The following is a 25,302-nucleotide window of genomic DNA, read 5'->3' as shown; positions in this document are numbered from 1 at the left end:
TAGGTACGCCGTACCCATAAGTACGACGACTCGAGTGCGGGACGAGAGCCATGTACGAGGAAGAACAGCGACCGGACCACGGACCCCTGGCGGGTTTCACCGTGGGTGTGACGGCCGCGCGCCGGGCCGATGAGCTCGGGGCGCTGCTGCAGCGACGCGGTGCCGCCGTCCTGCACGCCCCTGCCCTGCGCATCGTGCCGCTCGCCGACGACAGTGAACTGCTGGCCGCGACGAAGGAGATCGTCGAGCAGGTGCCGGACATCGTCGTGGCGACGACCGCGATCGGCTTCCGGGGCTGGGTCGAGGCCGCCGACGGCTGGGGGCTGGGGGAGGAACTGCTGGCGCGGCTGGGCGGCGTACGGATCCTGGCGCGCGGGCCGAAGGTCAAGGGCGCGGTCCGGGCCGCCGGCCTGACGGAGGAGTGGTCGCCGTCGTCGGAGTCCATGGCGGAGGTGCTGGACCGGCTGCTGGAGGAGGGCGTCGACGGCCTGCGCATCGCGATCCAGTTGCACGGTGAGCCGCTGCCCGGCTTCGTGGAGGCGCTGCGGGCGGGCGGGGCCGAGGTGGTCGGGGTGCCCGTGTACCGCTGGATGCCGCCGGAGGACATCACACCGGTCGACCGCCTGCTGGACGCGACGGTCGCCCGGGCCGTGGACGCGGTGACCTTCACCAGTGCCCCGGCCGCGGCCTCCCTCCTCTCCCGGGCGGAGGAACGCGGACTGCTCGACGAGGTGCTGGCGGCGCTCGGCCACGACGTGCTGCCGGCCTGCGTCGGCCCGGTCACGGCCTTGCCCCTGCAGTCCCGCGGCATCGACACGGTCCAGCCCGAACGCTTCCGCCTCGGCCCCCTGGTCCAGCTCCTGTGCCAGGAACTGCCCGCGCGGGCACGCTCCTTCCCGGTCGCCGGGCACCGCGTGGAGATCCGCGGCCACGCCGTCCTGGTCGACGGCGACCTCAAACCGGTCCCGCCCGCTGGCATGTCCCTCCTGCGCGCCCTCTCCCGCCGTCCCGGCTGGGTCGTCGCCCGCGCCGACCTCCTGCGCGCCCTGCCCGGCTCCGGCCGCGACGAACACGCGGTGGAGACGGCCATGGCCCGCCTCCGCACGGCCCTCGGCGCCCCGAAGCTGATCCAGACGGTGGTCAAACGCGGCTACCGCCTGGCCCTGGACCCCAGCGCCGAAACGAAGTACGCGGACGCGTGAGTCCGCCCGGAGGTTGATCCAGAACACGCCGGATGTGGCCCTGCTGGGCGCGTAGCGCCGGCCTTGGGGGAATCGGGCCGGGCATAATGCCCGCGGATGGGGAGTCGGGCCTGGGCGACGCCCGCTGTTACGGAGTCGGGCCGAGGGCGACGCCCGCGGGTGGGTCGACTCGGGGAGTGCGCCGGGTGCTGTGCTCGGGGGAGGCGGTGCCCGCCGGGGCGTGGAGGGGTGGCCCGAGAGGGACCGGCCGTCCCCGGGTCGGCCCCGGCGTGGCCTGAACGAGGGTCCCGCCGGGTGGTCGTCGGGGCGAGGTGTGCGTGAGGGGTTTTCGGCGTCGGCGCGGGCAGGCACTGTAAGAGGGAACGGTTTCCCGGTCCTCTCACCGGCGTCTCACCGAAGCCCTCGCGACCGGGGTGAACCCTAGGCGGTGACAGGCACATGGCACTGGGAACGGCCACGGCCCCGTACGAGCTGCGCTTCGACGCCGGGCGGATCTGCCTGGACCTGCTCTCCACCACGCACCCGCAGGAGCGGCTCGGCTCCGTCGACGTGCTGCGCGCCTGGATCACCGGCTCCGGACTCGTCCCCGCGGACACCGCCCTGGCCCACGCCGACACCGGCTGGCTGCTCGCCTTCCGTGAACTGCGGGGTCAGATCGACCGGTTGGTGCGCTGCCGGCCGAGACCCGGAGTCGCGACGTACGACCTGGCCCTCGCCCGCGTCAACGACCTGGCCCGCACCGCGCCCCCGGCCCCGCGCGCGGTCCGCGGCGAAGACGGCCAGCTGCTGCGGAGGTTGGACGCTCCGCCCGGCTGCGCCGCCCTGCTCGCGGTCGTCGCCCGGGACGCCGTGGACCTGCTGACCGACCCCGTCGCCCGCGCGGCCCTGCGCCAGTGCGAAGGGGACAACTGCCCCATCGTGTACCTCGACACCTCCCGGGGCCGCAGGCGGCGTTGGTGCTCCAGCGAGGTCTGCGGGAACCGCGAACGAGTCGCCCGGCATCGTCGGCGCGCGGCACTCGCCCGCGCGTGAAACGGAATTGAGTGGTCCGTGCACTCAATTCCCCTGTCCTAAATGCGACTTCTGCGGGGGCGGCGACAAAGTGATTTCGATTACATGCCGTTTACCTACGCCACCGTAGGGAAAGCCTGGCTTGATCTTGTCGATGTGGCGGAAATGTAAAGAACGCGGGGTGGGAATGTGCACCCATGTCCCCCCTCGTCACGTCACTCCGAAGAAATCTGTCGCGTCTCTTTGAACGCCCAACCGCTCGCGTCCGTACGGCTTGTGGAGCGACCGACTGGGGGAACCCCCGGACACCGGAGGTGGGCGTGCGCAAGGATTCCGTCGTGGCCAATGAACGTGCACCGAGGGCCCGACATCGCATGTCCCAGCCCTCGGAACCCGACGAGGAGCTGATGCGTGCGCTCTATCGCGAACACGCCGGACCCCTTCTGGCATATGTCCTGCGCCTGGTCGCCGGAGACCGGCAGCGCGCCGAGGACGTCGTCCAGGAGACACTCATCCGTGCCTGGAAGAACGCCGGTCAGCTCAATCGGGCGACCGGATCGGTACGCCCCTGGCTGGTGACGGTCGCCCGGCGCATCGTCATCGACGGCCACCGCAGCCGGCAGGCCCGGCCGCAGGAGGTCGACCCGTCGCCGCTGGAGGTCATCCCCGCGGAGGACGAGATCGACAAGGCGCTGTGGCTGATGACTCTCTCGGACGCCCTCGACGACCTGACCCCCGCCCACCGGGAGGTGCTCGTCGAGACGTACTTCAAGGGGCGTACCGTCAATGAGGCGGCCGAGACTCTGGGCATACCCAGCGGAACCGTCCGCTCCAGGGTGTTCTACGCCCTGCGTTCCATGAAGCTGGCGCTGGAGGAGCGGGGGGTGACGGCGTGATGAGTGTTTACGGGGGTAACCAAGGGTTCGGTACGGGAGGCATGGGTATGTCTGGTCCCATGCAGGAATCTCCGGTGCCGAACGAGCACGAGACCGTCGGCGCCTACGCCCTCGGCATCCTCGACGACGCCGAGGCGACCGCTTTCGAAGCCCACCTCGCGACCTGTGAATGGTGCGCCCAGCAGTTGGACGAGCTGGCCGGCATGGAGCCGATGCTCGCCGCCCTCGCCGATCTGCCCGGCTCCGGCAGCACCCCGGCGATCGGCGAGTCGCTGTCCGCGAAGCCCCGCCCGCGCCTGGTGGAGAAGCTGGTCGACGAGGTCGCCGACCGCCGCGCCCAGAAGCGCCGCCGCAGCTTCTACATGGTGGCCGCGGCCGGTGCGCTGATCATCGGCGGTCCCTTCGTCGCGGTGGCGACCAACGGCGGCGACGGCGGCAGCGGCGGTGCGGAGAACCGCCCGCTCGCGGCGAGCCCCGCCAAGGCCGCCTTCGAGGACATCTCCGACAAGATCACGGCCACCGACCCGAACACCAAGGTCTCCGCCACCGTCGCAGTCCAGAAGAAGGACTGGGGCACCGGCACCGTCCTGGAGCTGAAGAACCTCAAGGGCCCCCTCAAGTGCGCCCTCGTCGCGGTCGGCAAGAACGGCGAGCGGGAGACCCTCGCCTCCTGGTCCGTCCCTGAATGGGGCTACGGCCTGCCGGACGCCAAGTCCGAGAAGGCCAAGGAGCCGCTGTACGTCCAGGGCGGTGCCGCCTTCGAGCCGAACCAGATCGACCACTTCGAGGTAGTGACCTTCGACGGCAAGCGGCTGGTCGAGGTCGACGCGTAGGTCCGTTCGGTGGCCCGGCGGGCGCCATCGGGGCAACAGGTCCCGAGGCCGCCCGCCAGCCCGTAGCCTCCAGGGGTCCCCTTCGCGTACGGTTGACGGCTGCCCAGCACGTCAGAAGGGGGCCCGGTGGCCGTTCAGGCTCACAGACAAGACGCGGTCGGTTCGGTGCGCGATTCGGTTCGTGACCGGGAGATCCGCGTCGAACAGGAACACCTGGACCGGGTCTACCGGCGCCTCGAGGAGAAGATCCACGAGGCGGAGTTCCTCATGCAGGACGCGGCCCGGCGCGGCCAGGTCGGCACCCCCGGCGCACTGGCCGAGCGGGACGCCCAGGTCTTCCGCGCGGGAATCCACCTCAGCCGGCTGAACAACGAGTTCGAGGACTTCCTCTTCGGCCGTATCGACCTGCTGACCGGCCAGGACGGCAAGAAGGGCCCCGACGGGGCGTACACCGCGATCGAACCGGCGGAGGGGGCCGTACGCCCTGACAACACCGCCGACATCGCCGAGACCCTGCACATCGGCCGCATCGGCGTCCTCGACGCGGACTACGCCCCGCTGGTCATCGACTGGCGCGCCCCGGCCGCCGCACCCTTCTACCGCTCCACCCCGGTCGACCCCGGCCGTGTCGTCCGCCGCCGCGTCATCCGCTCCAAGGGCCGCCAGGTCCTCGGCGTCGAGGACGACCTGATGCGCCCCGAGCTGACGGCGTACCTCGACGGCGACGAGCTGCCCGTCATCGGCGACGGCGCCCTGATGGCCGCGCTCGGCCAGGCGCGCAGCCACACCATGCGCGACATCGTCGCCTCCATCCAGGCCGAGCAGGACCTGGTCATCCGCGCGCCCGCCGCCTCCGTGACGTACGTCGAGGGCGGCCCCGGCACCGGCAAGACCGCCGTGGCCCTGCACCGCGCCGCCTACCTCCTCTACCAGGACCGGCGCCGCTACGCGGGCGGCATCCTCATCGTCTCGCCGACCCCGCTGCTCGTCGCCTACACCGAGGGCGTGCTGCCCTCCCTCGGCGAGGAGGGCCAGGTCGCCATCCGCGCCATCGGCTCCCTGGTCGAGGGCAGCGAGGCCACGCTCTACGACTCCCCGTCCGTGGCCCGCGCCAAGGGCTCCTCCCGCATGCTCAAGGTGCTGCGCAAGGCCGCGCGCGGCACCCTGGAGGGGAACGATCCGCCCGCCCGGCTGCGCGTGGTCGCCTTCGGCCGCCGTCTGGAGCTGGAGGCCCGGGAACTGGACGGCATCCGCCGCGCCGCCCTCGGCGGGACCGCCCCGGTGAACCTGCTGCGCCCCCGCGCCCGCAAGCTCCTCCTGGACGCCCTGTGGGAGCGGTCCGGCGCGGCCGGCCGGCACAGCGACCCGGAGCTCGCCGCCGAGCTGCGCTCCTCCTTCGACGAGGACATCACCTCCGAGGACGCCTTCATCGCCTTCCTGGACGCCTGGTGGCCGGAGCTGACCCCGGCGGCCGTCCTGGACGCCATGGCCGACGAACGCCGCCTCGGCCGCTGGGCCCGGCGCATCCTCAACCCCGGCGAGGTCCGCAAGGTCGCCCGCTCCCTCAGGCGCGAGGGCCGCTCGGTGCACGACATCGCCCTGCTCGACGAGCTCCAGGCGGTCCTCGGGGCCCCGGCCCGCCCCCGCAGGAAGCGCGAACTCGACCCGCTCGACCAGCTCACCGGCCTGGAGGAGCTGATGCCGGTGCGCGAGGAGTCGCAGCGCGAGCGCGCCGAACGCCTCGCCCAGGAGCGTGTCGAGTACGCCCACGTCATCGTCGACGAGGCCCAGGACCTCACCCCGATGCAGTGGCGCATGGTCGGCCGCCGGGGCCGGCACGCCACCTGGACGGTCGTCGGCGACCCGGCCCAGTCCTCCTGGTCCGACCCGGACGAGGCCGCCCAGGCCCGCGACGAGGCACTCGGCACCCGCCCCCGCCGCCGCTTCGAGCTCACGGTGAACTACCGCAACCCGGCCGAGATCGCCGACCTCGCCTCGAAGGTCCTCGCCCTCGCCATGCCCGGCTCCGTGTCGCCGAAGGCGGTCCGCTCCACCGGTGTGGAGCCGCGCTTCACCGTCGTGGAGGACACGCTGGGCGCGACCGTTCGCGACGAGGCGGCCCGGCTGCTGGAGCGCGTCGACGGCACGGTCGGCGTGGTCGTCGCCATGCAGCGTCGCGAGGAGGCGCGCCGCTGGCTGACCGGCCTCGGTGACCGGGTCGTGGCCCTCGGCAGCCTGGAGGCCAAGGGCCTGGAGTACGACGCGACGGTCGTGGTCTCCCCGGCGGAGATCGCCGACGAGTCCCCGGCCGGTCTGCGTGTCCTGTACGTCGGGCTGACCCGGGCCACCCAGCAGCTGACGGTCGTCTCGGCGGACCGGGACGAGCCCGACGCGGCGGGAGTTCCGGATCTGCTCAGGGACTGAGGCCCGATACCCACTTGTCGGCGAAATGAACTACCGGTACGGGAATGGCCTTACGGGATCTGTTTGTTAGCCTGGATGTGGCACCGGCTCGATCCAAGCCCCCGGGCCCAACCTTCGTCGCTACGAGCGACCACTTGCCGCGAGGCGAGCATGGCGGGTCGGTGCCACTTACTTTCGGAAGAGACCCACGTCCCCGTGACGTGGGTCTCTTTTTTCCGGCCCCTTCCACCCCGTTCCGCGAACAAAACGTTCGCAATCGAGGGCGGCTACCTGCTACTCAGCGGTAGGTGCGACGATCGGACGGCACAACTCAGCGTCAGGTGAAAGCAGAGGAAGTCGGCCATGGCAACGGCGCCCAGCGTCTCCTACTCGATGACGGTCCGGCTGGAGGTGCCCGCGAGCGGAACCGCCGTCTCGCAGCTCACCACCGCCGTGGAGTCCTCCGGAGGCTCGGTGACCGGCCTCGACGTCACCGCGTCCGGTCACGAGAAGCTCCGTATCGACGTCACCATCGCGGCGTCGTCGACCGCGCACGCGGACGAGATCGTCGAGGAACTCCGCGGCATCGAGGGCGTCACCCTGGGCAAGGTCTCGGACCGGACCTTCCTCATGCACCTCGGCGGCAAGATCGAGATGGCGTCCAAGCACCCCATCCGCAACCGTGACGACCTGTCCATGGTCTACACGCCGGGCGTGGCCCGCGTCTGCATGGCGATCGCCGAGAACCCCGAGGACGCCCGCCGCCTCACCATCAAGCGCAACTCCGTTGCGGTCGTGACGGACGGCTCCGCCGTGCTGGGTCTGGGCAACATCGGCCCCAAGGCCGCGCTGCCCGTCATGGAGGGCAAGGCCGCCCTCTTCAAGCGGTTCGCCGGCATCGACGCCTGGCCGATCTGCCTCGACACCCAGGACACCGACGCGATCGTCGAGATCGTCAAGGCGATCGCCCCCGGCTTCGCGGGCATCAACCTCGAGGACATCTCCGCCCCGCGCTGCTTCGAGATCGAGGCCCGGCTGCGCGAGGCCCTCGACATCCCCGTCTTCCACGACGACCAGCACGGCACCGCGATCGTCGTCCTCGCCGCGCTGACGAACGCACTGCGGGTCACCGGCAGGGCGATCGAGAACATCCGGGTCGTCATGTCCGGCGCCGGCGCGGCCGGTACGGCCATCCTGAAGCTGCTGATCGCCGCGGGCGTCAAGAACGCCGTCGTCGCCGACATCCACGGCGTCGTGCACGCGGGCCGCGAGGACCTGGTGGACGCCGCCCCGGACTCGGCGCTGCGCTGGATCGCCGACAACACCAACCCCGAGGGCCTCACCGGCACCCTCAAGGAGGCCGTGCGCGGCGCCGACGTCTTCATCGGCGTCTCGGCCCCGAACGTCCTCGACGGGAGCGACGTGGCCGCCATGGCCGACGGCGGGATCGTGTTCGCTCTCGCGAACCCGGACCCCGAGGTCGACCCGGCGATCGCCCGCCAGACGGCGGCCGTTGTCGCCACCGGCCGTTCGGACTTCCCGAACCAGATCAACAACGTGCTGGTCTTCCCGGGTGTCTTCCGCGGTCTGCTGGACGCGCAGTCCCGGACGGTCAACACGGAGATGATGCTGGCCGCCGCCAAGGCGCTCGCGGACGTGGTGACCGAGGACGAGCTGAACCCGAACTACATCATCCCGAGCGTCTTCAACGACAAGGTCGCGGGAGCGGTCGCCGGCGCCGTGCGGGAGGCCGCCAGGGCGGTCGGTGCGGGGGCGGGCAGCCCGACCGGCGTCTGAGGCCCAGGTTGGCCGAGCCCCGAGGAGGCCCGGCGCACCGGCTCTCCGGACTGTGAGTAACCCCACGACCGCCGGGAACCCGGCGCGTCGCAAGAACCCTGTCAGCAGCGCAGCTATCGTGGCGCCAGGCTCAGGCCCTCTTTTCGTGTGACTCCCCAAGGGTGTTCCCACGACTCCTGCGGGTGCCGGATTGGCTTTCCCGCCGCAGGTAGAGGCAGGATGCGTCCCTGGGCGCGAGGGTCTGACGACGGACCCGGGTCCGGGGACTCACGGAGGACCCTGGCAGCATCGGCTTCGATCTGACGCCTCAACGGCAAGATGAACACGGGAGTAACAACATGAACCGCAGTGAGCTGGTGGCCGCGCTGGCCGACCGCGCCGAGGTGACCCGCAAGGACGCCGACGCCGTGCTGGCCGCGTTCGCCGACGTCGTCGGCGACATCGTCTCCAAGGGCGACGAGAAGGTCACCATCCCCGGCTTCCTGACCTTCGAGCGCACCCACCGTGCCGCTCGCACCGCCCGCAACCCGCAGACCGGCGAGCCCATCCAGATCCCCGCCGGGTACAGCGTGAAGGTCTCCGCGGGCTCGAAGCTCAAGGAAGCCGCGAAGGGCAAGTAACCCTGCCGTTCGTACGCCGACGGTGTACGAACCACAGTGAGTGACATCAAAGGGGCGGCCACCCGAACCGGGTGGCCGCCCCTTTGATGTCACTCACCGCGTCGCTACGGCGGGAATCAGCCGAGTGCCTTGCCCGGCAGTTCGACCTTCGCGCCCAGCTCCACCAGCTTCTCCATGAAGTTCTCGTAGCCGCGGTTGATGAGGCCGATGCCGTGGACGCGGGACGTGCCCTGGGCCGCCAGCGCCGCGATCAGGTACGAGAAGCCGCCGCGGAGGTCGGGGATGACCAGATCCGCGCCCTGGAGCTTGGTCGGGCCCGAGACGACGGCCGAGTGCAGGAAGTTGCGCTGGCCGAAGCGGCAGTTCGAGCCGCCCAGGCACTCGCGGTAGAGCTGGATGTGCGCGCCCATCTGGTTCAGGGCGGACGTGAAGCCGAGGCGGGACTCGTAGACCGTCTCGTGGATGATGGACAGGCCCGTGGCCTGGGTCAGGGCGACCACCAGCGGCTGCTGCCAGTCGGTCTGGAAGCCCGGGTGGACGTCCGTCTCCAGCGCGATGGACTTCAGCTGGCCGCCGGGGTGCCAGAAGCGGATGCCCTCGTCGTCGATCTCGAAGGCACCGCCCACCTTGCGGTAGGTGTTCAGGAACGTCATCATCGAGCGCTGCTGGGCGCCGTGGACGTAGATGTTGCCCTCGGTCGCCAGCGCCGCGGACGCCCAGGACGCCGCCTCCAGGCGGTCCGGGAGGGCGCGGTGGTTGTAGCCGCCGAGCTGGTCCACACCGGTGATGCGGATCGTCCGGTCGGTGTCCATCGCGATGATCGCGCCCATCTTCTGCAGCACGCAGATGAGGTCCTCGATCTCCGGCTCGACGGCCGCGTTGGCCAGCTCCGTGACGCCCTCCGCGAGGACGGCCGTCAGCAGCACCTGCTCGGTCGCGCCGACGGACGGGTACGGCAGCTGGATCTTCGTGCCGCGCAGCCGCCGGGGCGCCTCCAGGTACTGCCCGTCCGCCCGCTTCTCGATCTTCGCGCCGAACTGCCGCAGCACCTCGAAGTGGAAGTCGATGGGCCGGCCGCCGATGTCGCAGCCGCCGAGACCGGGGATGAAGGCGTGGCCGAGGCGGTGCAGCAGCGGCCCGCAGAAAAGGATCGGAATACGGCTCGAACCCGCGTGGGCATCGATGTCAGCGACGTTCGCGCTCTCCACGCGCGTCGGATCCATCACCAGTTCGCCGGGTTCGTCACCCGGGCGGACCGTCACACCGTGCAGTTGCAGCAGACCCCGTACGACTCGGACGTCGCGGATGTCCGGAACATTGCGGAGCCGGCTCGGAGCGCTGCCGAGCAGCGCTGCGACCATGGCCTTCGGTACGAGGTTCTTCGCACCGCGGACACGGATCTCGCCCTCCAGCGGGGTTCCGCCGTGGACAAGCAGGACATCGTCGTTGACGGTCATGAATCTCGCGTTCCATGGAGTCGGGCAGGGGCCAGGAGGGAAAGGGTAATCGCCCACCACCCTCCTTCTGTATGCCTGAGTGAGCTCCAGCCACGTCATAGCTCTGTCACAACACGAACCGTTCCGTTCCGGGCACATGGGGTCACGGCCGGGTTTCGTGCGCCGGGGACGCTTCGGTGTGCCCTGAGCTGCGTTCTCCGCCGCTGCCCCATTGCCTCCCCATGCGAGGGCAAGATGCGGGATCATGTCTGCCATGACCGAGGTGTCCTCGCTCACAGGGCGGTTGCTCGTGGCCACCCCCGCCCTGGCGGACCCGAACTTCGACCGTGCGGTGGTGCTGCTCCTCGACCACGACGAGGAGGGCTCCCTCGGTGTCGTCCTCAACCGTCCCACCCCGGTGGACGTGGGGGACATCCTGGAGGGCTGGGGGGATCTCGCCGTGGAACCGGGTGTCGTGTTCCAGGGCGGCCCGGTGTCGCTGGACTCCGCCCTCGGCGTCGCGGTCGTCCCCGGCGGCGCCTCCGGCGAGGCCGCCCCGCTGGGCTGGCGCCGGGTGCACGGCGCGATCGGTCTGGTCGATCTGGAGGCCCCGCCGGAGCTGCTGGCCTCCGCCCTCGGGTCCCTGCGCATCTTCGCCGGGTACGCCGGCTGGGGCCCCGGCCAGCTGGAGGACGAGCTGGTGGACGGCGCGTGGTACGTCGTGGAGTCGGAGCCCGGCGACGTCTCGTCCCCGTCCCCCGAGCGGCTGTGGCGCGAGGTGCTGCGACGCCAGCGCGGCGAGCTGGCGATGGTGGCGACGTACCCGGACGACCCGTCGCTCAACTGATGCGTGTGAGCTTCAGTACCCTTGGCCCTATGAGCACTCTCGAGCCCGAGCGCGGGACTGGTACGGGGACCCTCGTTGAGCCGACGCCGCAGACCTCGCATGGTGACGGTGACCACGAGCGCTTCGCCCATTACGTCCAGAAGGACAAGATCATGGCGAGCGCCCTCGACGGCACCCCCGTCGTGGCGCTGTGCGGCAAGGTCTGGGTACCGGGCCGCGACCCGAAGAAGTACCCCGTCTGTCCCATGTGCAAGGAGATCTACGAGTCCATGAGCTCCGGCGACGACGACAAGGGCAAGGGCGACAAGTAGCCCCTGCCCGCGGGGCGTGAAGCCTCCAGGGCGCGTTTTGCGCGCCCTGGAGGCTTTTGTGCTGTCCGGGCGTTGCGCAAGGTGCGTCTGCCGGTCACAGAGTGGTTGAGACCTCTTGTGGCCGTGTTCCCGTGGTCCCTAGCCTCCGTGGTGTTGTGCACAGCGAAACCTTCATTGCGCATGTTGCAACACTCCCTCGGAGGAGCACTCCATGAAGCTGTCCGTCCCCATCGCCGGGCTCACCGCGCTCGCCGCCCTCCTGGCCACCGCCTGCGCACCCCAGACCTCCTCGAACTCCTCCTCCGACAAGGACGAGAAGACCGGCACGCTGCGCGTGTGGCTCTTCCAGGAGGTCGGCAACGCCCCCAAGGAGAAGGTCGTCGACTCGGTCGTCGCCGACTTCGAGAAGGCCCACCAGGGCACCGAGGTGGCCGTCGAGTACATCCCCGTCGACACCCGCGCCCAGCGCGTCAAGGCCGCCTTCAACGACCCCGACTCCGCCCCCGACGTGATGGAGTACGGCAACACCGACACGGCCGGCTATGTGAAGGACGGCGGACTCCTCGACGTGACCGCGGAGTTCGGCGACTGGAGCGAGGCGAAGGACACCGACCCGACGGCCAGGCGGTCGGTGACGGTGGACGGCAGGCTCTACGGCGCCCCCTTCTACGTCGGCGTCCGCGCCCTCTACTACCGCACGGACGTCTTCAAGGAGCTGGGCCTGTCCGTCCCCAGGACGATGGACGAACTCGCCTCCACGGCCCGCGCGATACGCGCCGCGAAGCCCGAGCTGTACGGACTGGTCGTCGGCGGCGCCTACACCTACGGCGCGCTGCCGTTCGTGTGGGCCCACGGCGGTGAACTCGCCGACGGCAGACGGGGTTCGTACGCGTCCGGCATCGACAGCCCTCAGGCCCGCAAGGGCATCAAGGCCTACACGTCCCTCTTCGGCGACGACAACTGCCCCGCCGCCAAGTGCGCGGGCATGGGCGGCAACGACACGATCTCCGCGTTCGCCGCGGGCAAGGCGGGCATGGCGATCGGCGGCGACTTCAGCCACACCGCCGTCGAGGCAGGGAAGGTCAAGGGCAGGTACGCCGTCGTCCCGCTGCCGGGGGTGAAGTCCGGCTCGATCGCTCCCGCCTTCGCGGGCGGCAACAACATCGGCGTGCTGAAGAGCACGTCCCACCGCACACTCGCCGTCCGGCTGATGGAGCGGCTCGCCTCGAAGAAGACACAGAGCGAACTCTTCGACGCGATGGGCTTCCTGCCGACCTTCACGGACGTGCGGGCGCAGGCCGCGCGGCGGGAGCCGTTCGTGAAGCCCTTCGTGCAGACCCTGTCCGCCGGAACTCAGTTCGTCCCCGCCTCGCCCGCCTGGGCCCAGATCGACTCCTCACTGGTCCTGCCGACGATGTTCCAGGAGATCGTCAGCGGCAGGAAGGACGTCGCGAAGGCCTCCGGGGACGCCGCGAAGAAGATGAACGCCGCGTTCGGCTCCGCGGGGTGAACCCGATGAACGACCGCACGGAATCCACGGCCGCTGCGGCGGGGCCCGGACCGGCCGGTGGCGACACGGCCGGGCACGGCGTGCGCCCGACCGTGCCCGCGGGGGCGCCCCCGGCCCGAGTCGCACGCCCACCGCACCGCGGCCGGGCACCCGCGCCGGCGTCCCCTCCTTCCTCCGCGCCGGGCAGCGTCACCGCGCCCGAGGCGGCCCCCGCCGGAACGGCCCGGACGGCTTCCGCCACCGAAGCCGGGGGAGGGCACGGCGACGGTTCGCCCGGCCGGCCGCGCCCGCGGCGGGCCGCGCCCGGCGGGTCCCCGCTCGCGGCCGGCGGCTGGACGCCCTGGCTGTATCTCGCGCCCGCGCTCGTCGTGCTCGGCGGGCTGCTCGTCTACCCGATCTACCAGCTCGGGCTGATCTCCTTCTTCCGGTACACCCAGGCGCAGGTCAGCGGCGGAGAACCGGCCACCTTCGAGGGATTCGCGAACTACAGCGAGCTGTTCGGGGACCCGCAGTTCTGGCAGGTGCTGCTCGCCACCGTGCTGTTCGCGGCGGCCTGCGTCGTCTCCACCCTCGCGGTCGGATGCGCACTCGCCGTCCTGCTCACCCGCGTCCGGGCCGTACCGCGGCTCGCGCTGATGCTGGCCGCCCTGGGCGCGTGGGCCACCCCGGCCGTGACCGGGTCCACGGTGTGGCTGTTCCTGTTCGACCCGGACTTCGGGCCGGTGAACCGGATGCTGGGCCTCGGCGACCACTCGTGGACCTATGGCCGTCTCAGCGCCTTCTTCCTCGTCCTGCTCGAAGTGGTGTGGTGCTCCTTCCCGTTCGTGATGGTGACCGTGTACGCCGGCATCCGTGCCGTACCCGGCGAAGTGCTGGAGGCCGCCGCCCTCGACGGCGCCTCGCAGTGGCGGATCTGGCGGTCGGTGCTCGCCCCGATGCTCCGGCCGATCCTGGTCGTCGTCACGATCCAGTCGGTCATCTGGGACTTCAAGGTCTTCACGCAGATCTACGTCATGACGAACGGCGGCGGCATCGCCGGCCAGAACCTCGTCCTGAACGTCTACGCCTACCAGCAGGCCTTCGCGTCCTCGCAGTACGGCCTCGGCTCCGCGATCGGGGTCGTGATGCTGCTGATCCTGCTCGCCGTCACGCTGGTCTATCTGCGGCTGCTGCGCCGTCAGGGGGAGGAACTGTGAACCTGCCGCGCAGCCGTGTGCGCCGACCGGGCCGGGCGGCCGCCGAGACCGCCGCCCTGCTGATCGCGGTCGTCGTGGCCTTCCCCCTCTACTGGATGGTGCTCAGCGCCTTCAAACCGGCCGGGGAGATCGAGTCCGGCGAACCCAGACCGTGGACGCTCACGCCCTCCCTGGATTCCTTCCGGCGCGTCTTCGGGCAACAGGAATTCGGCCGCTACTTCCTCAACAGCCTTGTCGTCGCGGGCAGTGTCGTGATCGCCTCCGCGCTGATCGCGTTTCTCGCCGCGACCGCCGTCACACGATTCCGCTTCCGCCTGCGGACCACCCTTCTGATCATGTTTCTGGTCGCCCAGACGGTGCCCGTGGAAGCCCTCACGATCCCCCTGTTCTTCCTCATGCGGGACGCCGGTCAGCTGAACACGCTGGGCTCGCTGATCCTGCCCCACATCGCCTTCTCCCTGCCCTTCGCGATCTGGATGCTGCGGGGCTTCGTGAAAGCCGTTCCCGAAGCACTGGAGGAGGCCGCCTGCATCGACGGGGCGAGCCGGGCCCGATTCCTCTGGCAGATCCTTTTCCCGCTCGTCCTGCCGGGGCTCGTGGCCACCAGCGTGTTCTCGTTCATCTCCGCCTGGAACGACTTCCTGTTCGCCAAGTCGTTCATCATCAGTGACACCGCGCAGTCGACGCTGCCGATGGCCCTGCTCGTCTTCTACAAGCCCGACGACCCGGACTGGGGCGGAGTCATGGCCGCCTCCACGGTGATGACCGTTCCCGTCCTGGTCTTCTTCGTACTCGTCCAGCGACGCCTGGTCTCCGGACTGGGCGGAGCGGTGAAGGACTGACGTGACCGAACTGGTTCCGCAACCCCGCAGTGTCGTCGCCGCCCCCGGTCAGGTGCGGTTGACGGCCCGCTCCCGGCTCGACGCGGGCGCCGGGACGGAGAGCGTCGGCCACTGGCTGCGCACCGTCCTGGGGCAGTCCACGGGCCTGCCCCTGCACGAGGGGAGGCGGCCCGGCCACGGCGACGGCGTCACCCTTCGGCTCGCCGCCGGGCTCGGCCCCGAGGAGTACCGCCTCGTCAGCGACCGGCACGGCGTCCTCATCGAGGGCGGCGGCGCGGCCGGTGTCTTCTGGGGCGCACAGACCCTGCGGCAGCTCCTCGGCCCCGACGCCTTCCGCAGGGCGCCGCTCGGCCCCGACCGGGCCTGGGCCGTGCCGTACCGCACGATCGAGGACGCCCCCCGGTTCCGCTGGCGCGGCACGATGCTCGACGTCGCCCGGCACTTCATGCCCAAGGAAGGCGTGCTCCGTCACCTCGATCTGCTGGCGGCACACAAACTCAACGTCTTCCACTTCCATCTGACGGACGACCAGGGCTGGCGCATCGAGATCAGGCGGCATCCGCGGCTGACCGGGATCGGCTCCTGGCGGGCCCGCACCAAAACCGGCCATCGGGCCTCGCCGTTGTGGGAGGACAAGCCGCACGGCGGCTACTACACCCAGGACGACATCCGGGAGATCGTCGCCTACGCCGCCGAGCGGCACATCACCGTCGTCCCCGAGATCGACGTGCCGGGGCACTCGCAGGCCGCCATCGCCGCGTACCCGGAACTCGGCAACACCGACGTCGTCGACACCACCGCCCTCACCGTCTGGGACACCTGGGGAATCAACCCGAACGTACTCGCCCCCACGGACCACACCCTGCGCTTCTACGAGGGCGTCTTCGAGGAGGTACTCGCGCTGTTCCCCTCGGAGTTCGTCCACGTCGGCGGCGACGAGTGCCCCAAGGACCAGTGGCGGAGGTCGCCGACCGCCCAGGCGCGCATCAGGGAACTCGGCCTCGTGGACGAGGACGGGCTCCAGTCCTGGTTCATCGGGCACTTCGACACCTGGCTCGCCGAGCGCGGCCGTCGGCTGATCGGCTGGGACGAGATCCTGGAGGGCGGTCTCGCCGAGGGCGCCGCCGTGTCCTCCTGGCGCGGCTACGCCGGGGGCATCGCCGCCGCCCGGGCCGGCCACGACGTCGTCATGTGCCCCGAGCAGCAGGTGTACCTGGACCACCGTCAGGACGCGGGCCCCGAGGAGCCGGTACCGATCGGGTGGGTGCGCACCCTGGAGGACGTCTACCGGTTCGAGCCGGTGCCGCCGGAGCTGACGCCCGAGGAGGCCCGGCACGTGCTGGGCACCCAGGCCAACCTGTGGACGGAGGTGATGGAGGACCAGGCCCGCGTGGACTACCAGGCGTTCCCCCGCCTCGCGGCCTTCGCGGAGGTCGCCTGGAGCGCCCTGCCGGCGCCGCCGGAACGGGACTTCGCCGGCTTCGAGCGCCGTATGAGCGTCCACTACCGGCGGCTCGACGCCCTGGGTGTCGCCTACCGGCCGCCCACGGGCCCGCTGCCCTGGCAGCGGCGTCCCGGGGTCCTGGGCCGCCCGATCGAGGGTCCGCCGCCCCTCCGGTAGCGGCGGCCGACGCGACCGAACAGCTCGAACAGGCCACGGAAAAAGCGCACAAGGGTCACCGAAAGTGCCAATCGGCACGCAGCGGTGAACCTATGCGAAAACGGACCATCTCACCGGTGAGGTGGGCGAATGCCTCCTAGCGGACCCGTGTCCTCGGCTCTCGCCAAGATGTGCCAGAGTTGCCACGTCCGCCCTGTCAGCACGTACCGTACGGCAGCACAGGTGGGGACCAGGTGGGGCAGCGGGAAGGGGCAGCCGGTTTGACCACGCACGCACCGCAGGCGGCGCAGGCCGTCACGCTGCCCACAACACTGGACGAGGCCGTGGCGGCACTCACCGCCGTGCCCGCCGCCGTGCCCGTCGCGGGCGGCACCGACCTGATGGCCGCCGTCAACTCCGGGCAGCTCAGGCCCGCCGCCCTGGTGGGCCTCGGGCGGATCAACGAGATCCGCGGCTGGCAGTACCTCGACGGTCACGCGCTGCTCGGCGCGGGCCTCACGCACGCGCGTATGGGTCGCCCCGACTTCGCGGCCCTCATCCCGGCGCTCGCCGCCGCCGCGCGTGCCGCGGGCCCGCCGCACATCCGCAACGCGGGCACCCTGGGCGGCAACATCGCCTCGGCCGCCCCCGCCGGGGACGCGCTGCCGGTGCTGGCCGCCCTGGAGGCGACACTGATCATCGCGGGCCCGGGCGGAGCCCGCCGGGAGATCCCCGTGTCGCACCTGCTCGCCGGGATGGACGTGCTCCGCGCCGGCGAACTCATCGGCTACGTGCGCGTGCCGCTGCTGCACGCCCCGCAGGTCTTCCTCAAGGCGACCGGCCGGACCGGGCCTGGGCGCGCGGTGGCGTCCGTGGCCCTGGTCCTGGACCCCGCGCGCCGGGGCGTGCGCTGCGCGGTGGGCGCCATAGCGCCGATGCCGCTGCGGCCGCTGGACGCCGAGCAGTGGGTCGCCGGCCTCATCGACTGGGACAACAACCGCGCGCTCGTGCCGGAGGCGCTGAGCGCGTTCGGGGAGTACGTCGCCGCGGCCTGCATCCCCGACGCGGCGCCGGCCGAGGACGGCTCGGTCGCGCAGCTTCCGCCCGCCGTACTGCACCTGCGGCGCACCGTCGCCGCGCTGGCCCGACGAGCACTGGGGAGGGCGCTGTCGTGACCGACGACCAGCACGGAGAGGGCACGCCCCGGGGCGGCAGCCGCTGGGACCCGCTGCCCCAGGGCGAGTACGACGACGGCGCCACGGCCTTCGTCGAGCTCCCCGAGGGAGGCGTCGACGCCCTGCTGGCCGCCGACAGCCCCCTCGCCGCGCCGGGCCACGGCTACGTGCCGCCGCAGATAACGGTCACCCCCGCCACGACGGCCGGAACCGACCCGGCGGCCACGGGCGCGTGGCCGGTGCCGGGGGCGCCCGCCGACGGGGCGCAGTGGCACGACCCGAACGCCGGGCACCGGCAGCACGGTCACGAACACGGCACGCACCAGCAGCAGGGCCACGACCTGCCCGAACGGCCGTACGACCCCGACGCGTCATACGGCTCCGACGCGCCGTACGCCCCCGGGACGCCCTACGGCTCCGACGCGGGCGCGCGGCAGCACGCCGGGGACGACCGGTTCACGTACAACCCGGCAGCGACCGGGCAGTGGAACTTCGAGGAGACCCCGGCCGCCGCCGCGCCCGGCCACGACGTGACGGGGCAGTGGTCCATTCCCGTCGCCGGGGGGGACCTCCCGGACGAATCGGGCGAGTTCACTACGTCCTCTCTGGTCGAGCAGTGGGGCGGCACCCCGCCGGCCACGCTGCCGGGCGGTGCGCCCGCGCCGTGGGCGACGCAGGCCGCGGGCCGGCCGTGGGGGCAGCAGGACCCGCAGGACAGGGCGTCGCAGGAGCAGCCGGGCTACCCCCACGGGCACGAGCAGGGGCACGAGCACGAGCAGGGCCACGGACAAGGACAGCGGGCCGACGCCGGACCGGCCTCCGGATACGCCCCCGACCAGCAGGCCGCCGGGCCGTTGCCGGGGGAGGCGGGCCCGGGCGAGGCCGGGTACGCCCAGGACGTCCACGCACCGGGAGTCCACGAGGACACCGGCCCCGGGCACGGGACCGGGCGGTTCGGCCATGCGCCGGAGCCGTCCGGCAGCACCGGGCACGGTCCGGAGACGCCCACCGCCGGTCACCCGCCCCAGCCTTCGGAGTACGCGCCGGAGGACCCCGGGGCGAACGGCCACACGGCGGAGCCGTCCCGCTACGCCGACCAGGGCGAGGGGGCCGCTGGGTTCGCCGACCGGGGCGAGGGGTCCGCCGAGTTCGCCGACCACGGCCCGCAGGCCACCGGCTTCTCTGATCACGGCCCGGAGTCCGCCCGCGCCGCCGATCACGGCCAGGAACCCACCGGCTTTGCCGACCGGGGCCAGGGGGCCGCCGAGTTCGCCGACCATGGCCCGCAGGCCACCGGCTTTCCCGACCACGGCCCGGAGACCACCGGCTTCGCCGATCACGGCCCGGAGTCCGCCCGCGGCGCCGATCACGGTCGGGAGTCCGCAGGCTTTGCCGACCGGGGCCAGGGGGCCGCCGAGTTCGCCGACCACGGCCCGGAGACCACCGGCTTTCCCGATCACGGCCCGGAGACCACCGGCTTCGCCGATCACGGCCCGGAGTCCGCCCGCGGCGCCGATCACGGTCGGGAGTCCGCAGGCTTTGCCGACCGGGGCCAGGGGGCCGCCGAGTTCGCCGACCACGGCCCGGAGACCACCGGCTTCGTCGACCAGGGCCAGGAGTCCGCCCGCTTTGCCGACCGGGGCCAAGGGGCCGCTGAGTTCGCCGACCACGGCCCGGAGACCACCGGTTTCCCCGACCACGGACACGGCCCCGAGTCCGCCGATGCCGCCGGCCAGGGGCCGGAGCCCACCGGCTTCGCCGGGCACCGGCCGGACCCGTCCCGTGCCGCCGGTCACCCGATGCCCGCCGCTCAGACGCCCGAGCCGTACGCCGAGGCCCCCGACGAGTTCCGCCCGGAATCCGTGCACGAGGCCCCCCCGGAAGCCGCCGCGTCTCCGCAGGACGCCCAGGACGCTCAGCGCACTCAAGACGCCCAGGAGTCCTCACAGGCCGCTCCGGGGCCCGGTGAGCCCGCCGGTTCCGCCGAGGACGCTCCAGAGGGCCAAGAGGCCGCTGACGGCCCCCCCGAGGTCGCTGCCGTGCCCCTGCGGGCCCCTGCGGAGGCGGACGCCGGCACCGGACCGGAGGCCGCCGACGGCGAGACCCGGGACGACCGGGCTTCCGAGGAGGACCCGGCGGCCGACCCGGCCGGCACCCCGGACGCCCCGCCCGGTGTCGCCCCCCAGGAAGAACACCCCCTCGCCTCCTACGCCCTGCGCGTCAACGGCACCGACCGCCCGGTCACCGACGCCTGGATCGGCGAGTCCCTGCTGTACGTGCTGCGAGAGCGGCTCGGACTCGCGGGTGCCAAGGACGGCTGCTCGCAGGGCGAGTGCGGCGCGTGCAACGTCCAGGTCGACGGGCGGCTCGTGGCGTCCTGCCTCGTCCCGGCCGTGACCGCCGCCGGCAGCGAGGTCCGCACCGTCGAGGGTCTGGCCGAGGACGGGCAGCCGTCGGACGTGCAGCGGGCGCTCGCGCGCTGCGGCGCCGTGCAGTGCGGCTTCTGCGTCCCCGGCATGGCGATGACCCTGCACGACCTGCTGGAGGGAAACCCGGCCCCGACCGAGCTGGAGACCCGCCAGGCACTGTGCGGCAACCTGTGCCGCTGCTCCGGCTACCGGGGCGTGGTGGACGCCGTCAAGGAAGTAGTCGCCGAACGTGAGGCCCACTCCGCGCCCGCCGACGGCGACACCGACGAGGCCCGCATTCCGCACCAGGCGGGCCCGGGCGCCGGTGGCGTGAACATGTCGGCCTTCGGAGCGCCCCCGCAACCGCACACCCCGCACTCCCCGGACCCGCAGGACCAGCCCCACGGCCAGGACGGAGGCCCAGCGTGAGCAACGAAGCAGCCACCGCACAGGCCGCGGAGGCCGCCCCCGCCCCCGAACCCCTCCCGCACGGCATCGGCGCCTCGCTCCCGCCCGCCGACGCCCGTGCCAAGACGGAGGGCACCTTCCCGTACGCCGCCGACCTGTGGGCCGAGGGCCTGCTGTGGGCGGCGGTGCTGCGTTCACCGCACCCGCGCGCGCGCATCCTGTCCATCGACACCACCCACGCGCGCGAGATGCCCGGCGTCCGCGCCGTCGTCACCCACGAGGACATCCCGGGCAGCCCGTTGCACGGCCGCGGCAAGGCCGACCGTCCGGTCTTCGCCTCCGAGGTCGTGCGCCACCACGGCGAACCCATCGCCGCCGTCGCCGCCGACCACCCGGACACCGCGCGCATGGCGGCCGCCGCCGTCATCGTCGAGTACGAGGTGCTCGACCCGGTGACCGACCCGGAACAGGCCTTCGAGGCCGAGCCGTTGCACCCGGACGGCAACCTGATCCGGCACATCCCGCTGCGCCACGGCGACCCGGAGGCGGCCGGCGAGATCGTCGTCGAGGGCCTGTACCGCATCGGCCGCCAGGACCCCGCGCCCATCGGCGCCGAGGCGGGCCTGGCCGTGCCGCGCCCGGACGGCGGGGTGGAGCTGTACCTCGCCTCCACCGACCCGCACGCCGACCGCGACGCGGCCGCCGCCGCGTTCGGCCTGGAGCCCGAGCGCGTCAAGGTCGTCGTCACCGGCGTCCCCGGCGCCACCGCCGACCGCGAGGACCAGGGCTTCCAGCTCCCGCTCGGCCTGCTGGCGCTGCGCACCGGCTGCCCGGTGAAGCTCACCGCCACGCGCGAGGAGTCCTTCCTCGGCCACGTCCACCGGCACCCCACTCTGCTGCGCTACCGCCACCACGCCGACGCGGAGGGCAGACTCGTCAAGGTCGAGGCGCAGATCCTGCTCGACGCGGGCGCCTACGCCGACACCTCCTCCGAGGCCCTGGCCGCCGCCGTCGCGTTCGCCTGCGGCCCCTATGTCGTGCCGAACGCCTTCATCGAGGGCTGGGCCGTACGCACCAACAACCCCCCCTCCGGCCACGTGCGCGGCGAAGGCGCCATGCAGGTCTGCGCCGCCTACGAGGCGCAGATGGACAAGATCGCCAAGAAGCTCGGCATCGACCCTGCCGAGGTGCGGCTGCGCAACGCCCTGGCGACGGGCGACGTGTTGCCGACCGGCCAGACGGTGACCTGCCCCGCCCCCGTGGCCGAACTGCTCCAGGCCGTACGGGACTACCCGCTGCCGCCGCTGCCCAAGGACACGCCCGAGGACGAGTGGCTGCTGCCCGGCGGCCCCGAGGGCGCGGGCGAACCGGGTGCCGTGCGCCGGGGCGTGGGCTACGGCGTGGGCATGGTGCACATGCTCGGCGCGGAGGGCGCGGACGAGGTCTCCACGGCCACCGTGAAGGTCCACGACGGCGTCGCGACGGTCCTGTGCGCGGCCGTCGAGACCGGCCAGGGCTTCACGACGCTGGCCCGGCAGATCGTCCAGGAGACCCTCGGCATCGACGAGGTGCACGTGGCGCCGGTCGACACCGACCAGCCCCCGGCGGGCGCGGGCTGCCGCGGCCGGCACACCTGGGTCTCGGGCGGGGCGGTGGAGCGCGCGGCCAAGATGGTCCGCACCCAGCTCCTCCAGCCGCTCGCCCACAAGTTCGGCATGTCGACGGAGCTGCTCCAGATCACCGACGGGAAGATCACGTCGTACGACGGGGTGCTCTCCACGACCGTGACGGAGGCGCTGGACGGCAAGGAACTGTGGGCCACCGCCCAGTGCCGCCCGCACCCGACCGAGCCGCTGAACGAGACCGGCCAGGGCGACGCCTTCGTGGGCATGGCCTTCTGCGCGATCCGCGCGGTGGTGGACGTCGACATCGAGATCGGTTCCGTGCGGGTCGTGGAGCTGGCCGTCGCCCAGGACGTGGGCCGCGTCCTGAACCCGGCCCAGCTCACCGCCCGGATCGAGGGGGGTGTGACCCAGGGCGTGGGCATCGCGCTCACGGAGAACCTCCGCACACCACGCGGCCTCATCCGTCACCCCGACCTGACCGGTTATGCCCTCCCGACCGCCCTCGACGCGCCCGACATCCGCATCGTCCGGCTGGTCGAGGAACGGGACGTGGTCGCTCCCTTCGGGGCGAAGGCGGTCAGCGCGGTGCCGGTGGTGGCGTCCCCGGCGGCCGTGGCGTCCGCCGTCCGCGCCGCGACGGGCCGCCCGGTGAACCGCCTCCCGATCCGCCCCCAGGCCGCGGTGGTCACGGAACGGGCCTGAGGCCGCTTCGCTGCCGCCGGGCTGCCCGGGTCGCTGTGGACCGGGCTGCCCGAGCCGGACCCGCCGGGCTGCCCGGACCGGACCGTGCCCCGTCCCGCCGGGGGCCCGCAGGCCCACACCCCGCGCACCGGACTCCGCTCCGCCCGCGTGGAACCGACGCGACGCCAGGGAAGAAAGCGATTTCGGCGGAAAGGGAACGCGCGGGGGTGCTCTGAGCGTCTTGTGAGGTGACGCGGCGTGGTCGTCGGGCGCGCGTCGCTGTTCCGGGGCGTTGTCAGTGGTGGGGCGTACTGTTCTGGGCAGTGGGGAACGGCTGCCGGGCTGGGCCGGGCGGTCTGCCGTGCTCCGTCAGGGGGCGGTGAGCAAGCACATGCGGGGGAGCCCATGAGTATGACCGACGCCGGTTGCGCGGTGATCACCCTGACCGAGTCCGAGCTGGACCCGTGGGTGACGCACGCGTCCACGCGGCACTGGCTGACCGGCCCCGGACTGCCCTGCGACAGCGGTGTGCTGAGCTTCGCGGAGCTGAGCCGCGAAGGCCTGCGCACGGTCGCCGACTCCACGGCCGACCCGGACGACCGTCTCTCGGCGGAGCTGCGCGAGCAGTTGGTGATAGGCGGACTACTGGGCCCCGGCGGCCTGGAGACGGAGTCGGTCCTGCTCGACGGCGCGACGGGCGAGGTCTCGACGGCGTACGTCCTGCACGACCGCCCCGGTGTGATGGACCGCCGCCCCTTGGCCCCCTCCTTGCGGACGCTGGTCCGCTTCGCGGAGGCCACGGACGAACTGGCGGGCCTGCGCGGGCAGTTCGCCTCCTACGCGGGCCGCTACGGCCCCAAGGCGGTGGCGGAGGCGTCTCAGCACCTGCTGGCGGTGTTCCGCGACGGCGCGGACGGCGAACCGGCCCCGTTCTGGAAGATGGCGGCACTGATCCGCCCCCTGTCCCTGGTGGCGGGGCGGGGCGGCACGTCCGGCCTCTCCCTGGACCTCCCGCACCGCCTCCTGGACCAGGAGTTCGGCCCCGGCAAGGTGGCGCGCTTCGAGGACGTCGACTTCCCCGCGACCCTCACGCACGAGCCGACCCGCCGGTTCCTGCGCGAGGTGGGCCTCCCGGAGGACGCACACGTCTTCTCCCTGGACACGGACGTCCCCCTGGCGACGCTCGCCGAGTACTACGCCGACAGCGAGATCCCGGTCCAACTCCCCGCCGGAGCGCACCGCCTGATCCGCCTGGGCCACCTGGTCGAGGACAACAGCCTGGTCGTCGACGGCGCGACGGGCGCGGTCCTCAACTGGAGCGAACCCGAGGCGACGCTGTACCCGCTCAACACGGACGTGTCGACCCTCGCCTTCACGCTCTGGCTCCTGCACCGCGAGCGCGCGATAGACGCCCAGTCGTCCCACGAGCTGACGACCGACACCTACGACCAGCTCGCCATGACGATGCTCCAGGTCCTGTCGACGGTCGACCCGACGGGCGTGACCGCGGCCGGAACGGTACGCCACTACTGGACGGTCGCGTTCCAGGACGAGGCAGGCGGGGTGCTCTGAGGGCTCTGCCGTCAGGCGTCCTGGACACCTGACAGGCATTCGGGGTTGTGTGCGACTACCCCCAGCGGTGACACGGGCCCGGACACCCCTGGCGGATTGCCCCGTTGCGCCTTGAACGCGCCCTTCCCCCCGTCCCGGACCCGCGCTCATGCTCCGCCCATGGGGGACACAGGCGAATGGAGCATCATCCCGTTGCCCGACCCGGACGGCCACCGGCAGCGGCCACCGGGCGCGCCACAGCCGTGGGAGAAGACCGACCGGGCCCAGGCCGTGAGGGAAGGCGCCACCGGGCCCGAGCCGCCCGCTCCGCCCCTCTGCCCGCACTGCGGACTGTCCGGTGAACGGCGTGCCACCTACTACGGCCGGCACATCCTCCTCGAACCGGACATGCGGCTGCCGGCGCACATGGTGCCCGCCTGGCATCGCTGGTACGTGGACTCCAACGGCACGGCATGGAACAGCCGCCAGGACGAGCCCGCGCCAGGAGCCGTGTGCCGCGTACCGCACCGCATCACCTGCCCCGGCCTGAGCCTGGAGGAAGCCGGCCTCTGGCGCCGGCCGGAGGCCGCACGCGCGGAGAACGCGCGCAGAGCGGGACAAAAGGCCGACGAGGAAAGGGACCCGGCAGCACTTCCGGACGCCGGCTGACGCCGGACTTTCCCGTGGGGGCCGTGGCGAGATCCGAACCCACGTGACTCCCCGCCGAGCGGAGCTCGCTGACGGACACAGCGCAGGCGAGCCCCGACCACTCGGCGCACACGGTCGTGTCGCGCTGGTGGCACTGGCCGGAGCCTGGGTGTCGACACGGCTGCGGGAACGACGACCGTAGATCCGGGGCGGACGGCGGACGGCAGGCGGTAGACGGCAGACGGCAGACGACGGCGGACGGACCGTAGCCTCTGCGCAACGGCGTCGACCCGGCCGGGGTG

Annotated in this window: 19 protein-coding genes; 18 read left to right on the top strand and 1 reads right to left on the bottom strand. The window is 72.3% G+C overall.

What is annotated here, in order from left to right:
* Nucleotides 1-50: 50 nt before the first annotated feature.
* The 7 genes from QNO09_RS27840 (at nt 51) to QNO09_RS27810 (ending at nt 8,762) form a co-directional block, all read left to right on the top strand.
* Nucleotides 51-1,202, top strand: a complete 1,152-nt coding sequence (locus QNO09_RS27840; protein ID WP_283973002.1) for a uroporphyrinogen-III synthase — start codon at nt 51-53, stop codon at nt 1,200-1,202.
* A gap of 438 nt (nt 1,203-1,640) precedes the next feature.
* On the top strand, nt 1,641-2,234 hold the full coding sequence (locus QNO09_RS27835) for a CGNR zinc finger domain-containing protein (protein ID WP_283973001.1): 594 nt from the start codon (nt 1,641-1,643) through the stop codon (nt 2,232-2,234).
* Nucleotides 2,235-2,587: 353 nt separating this feature from the next.
* The gene (locus QNO09_RS27830) at nt 2,588-3,109 is read left to right on the top strand and encodes a sigma-70 family RNA polymerase sigma factor (protein WP_010039908.1); all 522 of its coding nucleotides are present in this window, start codon (nt 2,588-2,590) and stop codon (nt 3,107-3,109) included.
* Nucleotides 3,109-3,942 carry an anti-sigma factor family protein gene (locus QNO09_RS27825; RefSeq protein WP_283973000.1) on the top strand — a complete coding sequence of 278 codons (834 nt, stop codon included), beginning with the start codon at nt 3,109-3,111 and terminating at the stop codon, nt 3,940-3,942. Before QNO09_RS27830 ends, QNO09_RS27825 begins: the two co-directional genes overlap by 1 nt.
* A 126-nt stretch (nt 3,943-4,068) precedes the next feature.
* Nucleotides 4,069-6,366 carry a HelD family protein gene (locus QNO09_RS27820; RefSeq protein WP_283972999.1) on the top strand — a complete coding sequence of 766 codons (2,298 nt, stop codon included), beginning with the start codon at nt 4,069-4,071 and terminating at the stop codon, nt 6,364-6,366.
* Nucleotides 6,367-6,708: 342 nt separating this feature from the next.
* Entirely contained in the window at nt 6,709-8,142 is a 1,434-nt protein-coding gene (locus QNO09_RS27815; protein ID WP_283972998.1) for an NAD-dependent malic enzyme, read from the top strand.
* 338 nt (nt 8,143-8,480) lie between these two features.
* Complete coding sequence (locus QNO09_RS27810) at nt 8,481-8,762, top strand: HU family DNA-binding protein (protein ID WP_003990598.1); 282 nt, start codon at nt 8,481-8,483, stop codon at nt 8,760-8,762.
* 116 nt (nt 8,763-8,878) lie between these two features.
* Here the strand turns inward: QNO09_RS27810 and murA are convergent, their stop codons facing one another.
* Nucleotides 8,879-10,219 (bottom strand): UDP-N-acetylglucosamine 1-carboxyvinyltransferase, encoded by a 1,341-nt coding sequence (murA, locus tag QNO09_RS27805; RefSeq protein ID WP_283972997.1) that lies wholly within the window; start codon nt 10,217-10,219, stop codon nt 8,879-8,881.
* 253 nt (nt 10,220-10,472) lie between these two features.
* Here murA and QNO09_RS27800 point away from each other — a divergent pair, with 253 nt between their 5' ends.
* The 11 genes from QNO09_RS27800 (at nt 10,473) to QNO09_RS27750 (ending at nt 25,021) form a co-directional block, all read left to right on the top strand.
* Entirely contained in the window at nt 10,473-11,045 is a 573-nt protein-coding gene (locus QNO09_RS27800; RefSeq protein WP_283973063.1) for a YqgE/AlgH family protein, read from the top strand.
* 29 nt (nt 11,046-11,074) lie between these two features.
* Nucleotides 11,075-11,356, top strand: coding sequence for a DUF3039 domain-containing protein (locus QNO09_RS27795; RefSeq protein ID WP_003990595.1), 282 nt, complete (start codon nt 11,075-11,077; stop codon nt 11,354-11,356).
* A 211-nt stretch (nt 11,357-11,567) separates the two neighbouring features.
* Nucleotides 11,568-12,866, top strand: a complete 1,299-nt coding sequence (locus QNO09_RS27790) for an extracellular solute-binding protein (RefSeq protein ID WP_283972996.1) — start codon at nt 11,568-11,570, stop codon at nt 12,864-12,866.
* Between the two features lie 344 nt (nt 12,867-13,210).
* Nucleotides 13,211-14,062 carry a carbohydrate ABC transporter permease gene (locus tag QNO09_RS27785; protein WP_283973062.1) on the top strand — a complete coding sequence of 284 codons (852 nt, stop codon included), beginning with the start codon at nt 13,211-13,213 and terminating at the stop codon, nt 14,060-14,062.
* Nucleotides 14,059-14,904 (top strand): carbohydrate ABC transporter permease, encoded by an 846-nt coding sequence (locus QNO09_RS27780; RefSeq protein WP_283972995.1) that lies wholly within the window; start codon nt 14,059-14,061, stop codon nt 14,902-14,904. The genes QNO09_RS27785 and QNO09_RS27780 overlap by 4 nt, the downstream gene beginning before the upstream one ends.
* A 1-nt stretch (nt 14,905) precedes the next feature.
* A complete protein-coding gene (locus tag QNO09_RS27775) occupies nt 14,906-16,525 on the top strand; it encodes a beta-N-acetylhexosaminidase (RefSeq protein ID WP_283972994.1) in 1,620 nt (539 codons plus the stop codon).
* 260 nt (nt 16,526-16,785) lie between these two features.
* Nucleotides 16,786-17,679: an FAD binding domain-containing protein gene (locus QNO09_RS27770; RefSeq protein ID WP_283972993.1), complete on the top strand. Its 894-nt coding sequence runs from the start codon at nt 16,786-16,788 to the stop codon at nt 17,677-17,679.
* On the top strand, nt 17,676-20,516 hold the full coding sequence (locus QNO09_RS27765; RefSeq protein ID WP_283972992.1) for a 2Fe-2S iron-sulfur cluster-binding protein: 2,841 nt from the start codon (nt 17,676-17,678) through the stop codon (nt 20,514-20,516). The genes QNO09_RS27770 and QNO09_RS27765 overlap by 4 nt, the downstream gene beginning before the upstream one ends.
* Nucleotides 20,513-22,822: a xanthine dehydrogenase family protein molybdopterin-binding subunit gene (locus tag QNO09_RS27760; RefSeq protein ID WP_283972991.1), complete on the top strand. Its 2,310-nt coding sequence runs from the start codon at nt 20,513-20,515 to the stop codon at nt 22,820-22,822. Before QNO09_RS27765 ends, QNO09_RS27760 begins: the two co-directional genes overlap by 4 nt.
* 384 nt (nt 22,823-23,206) lie before the next feature.
* Nucleotides 23,207-24,373: an SUKH-4 family immunity protein gene (locus QNO09_RS27755; RefSeq protein WP_283972990.1), complete on the top strand. Its 1,167-nt coding sequence runs from the start codon at nt 23,207-23,209 to the stop codon at nt 24,371-24,373.
* A 159-nt stretch (nt 24,374-24,532) separates the two neighbouring features.
* Nucleotides 24,533-25,021, top strand: coding sequence for a DUF6083 domain-containing protein (locus QNO09_RS27750; protein ID WP_283972989.1), 489 nt, complete (start codon nt 24,533-24,535; stop codon nt 25,019-25,021).
* The last annotated feature ends 281 nt before the right edge of the window (nt 25,022-25,302 follow it).

Source organism: Streptomyces sp. 378, assembly GCF_030124145.1.
Lineage (GTDB): Bacteria > Actinomycetota > Actinomycetes > Streptomycetales > Streptomycetaceae > Streptomyces.
The sequence above is the reverse complement of the archived record's forward strand: the minus strand, read 5'-3'. Positions and strand labels throughout refer to the sequence as shown.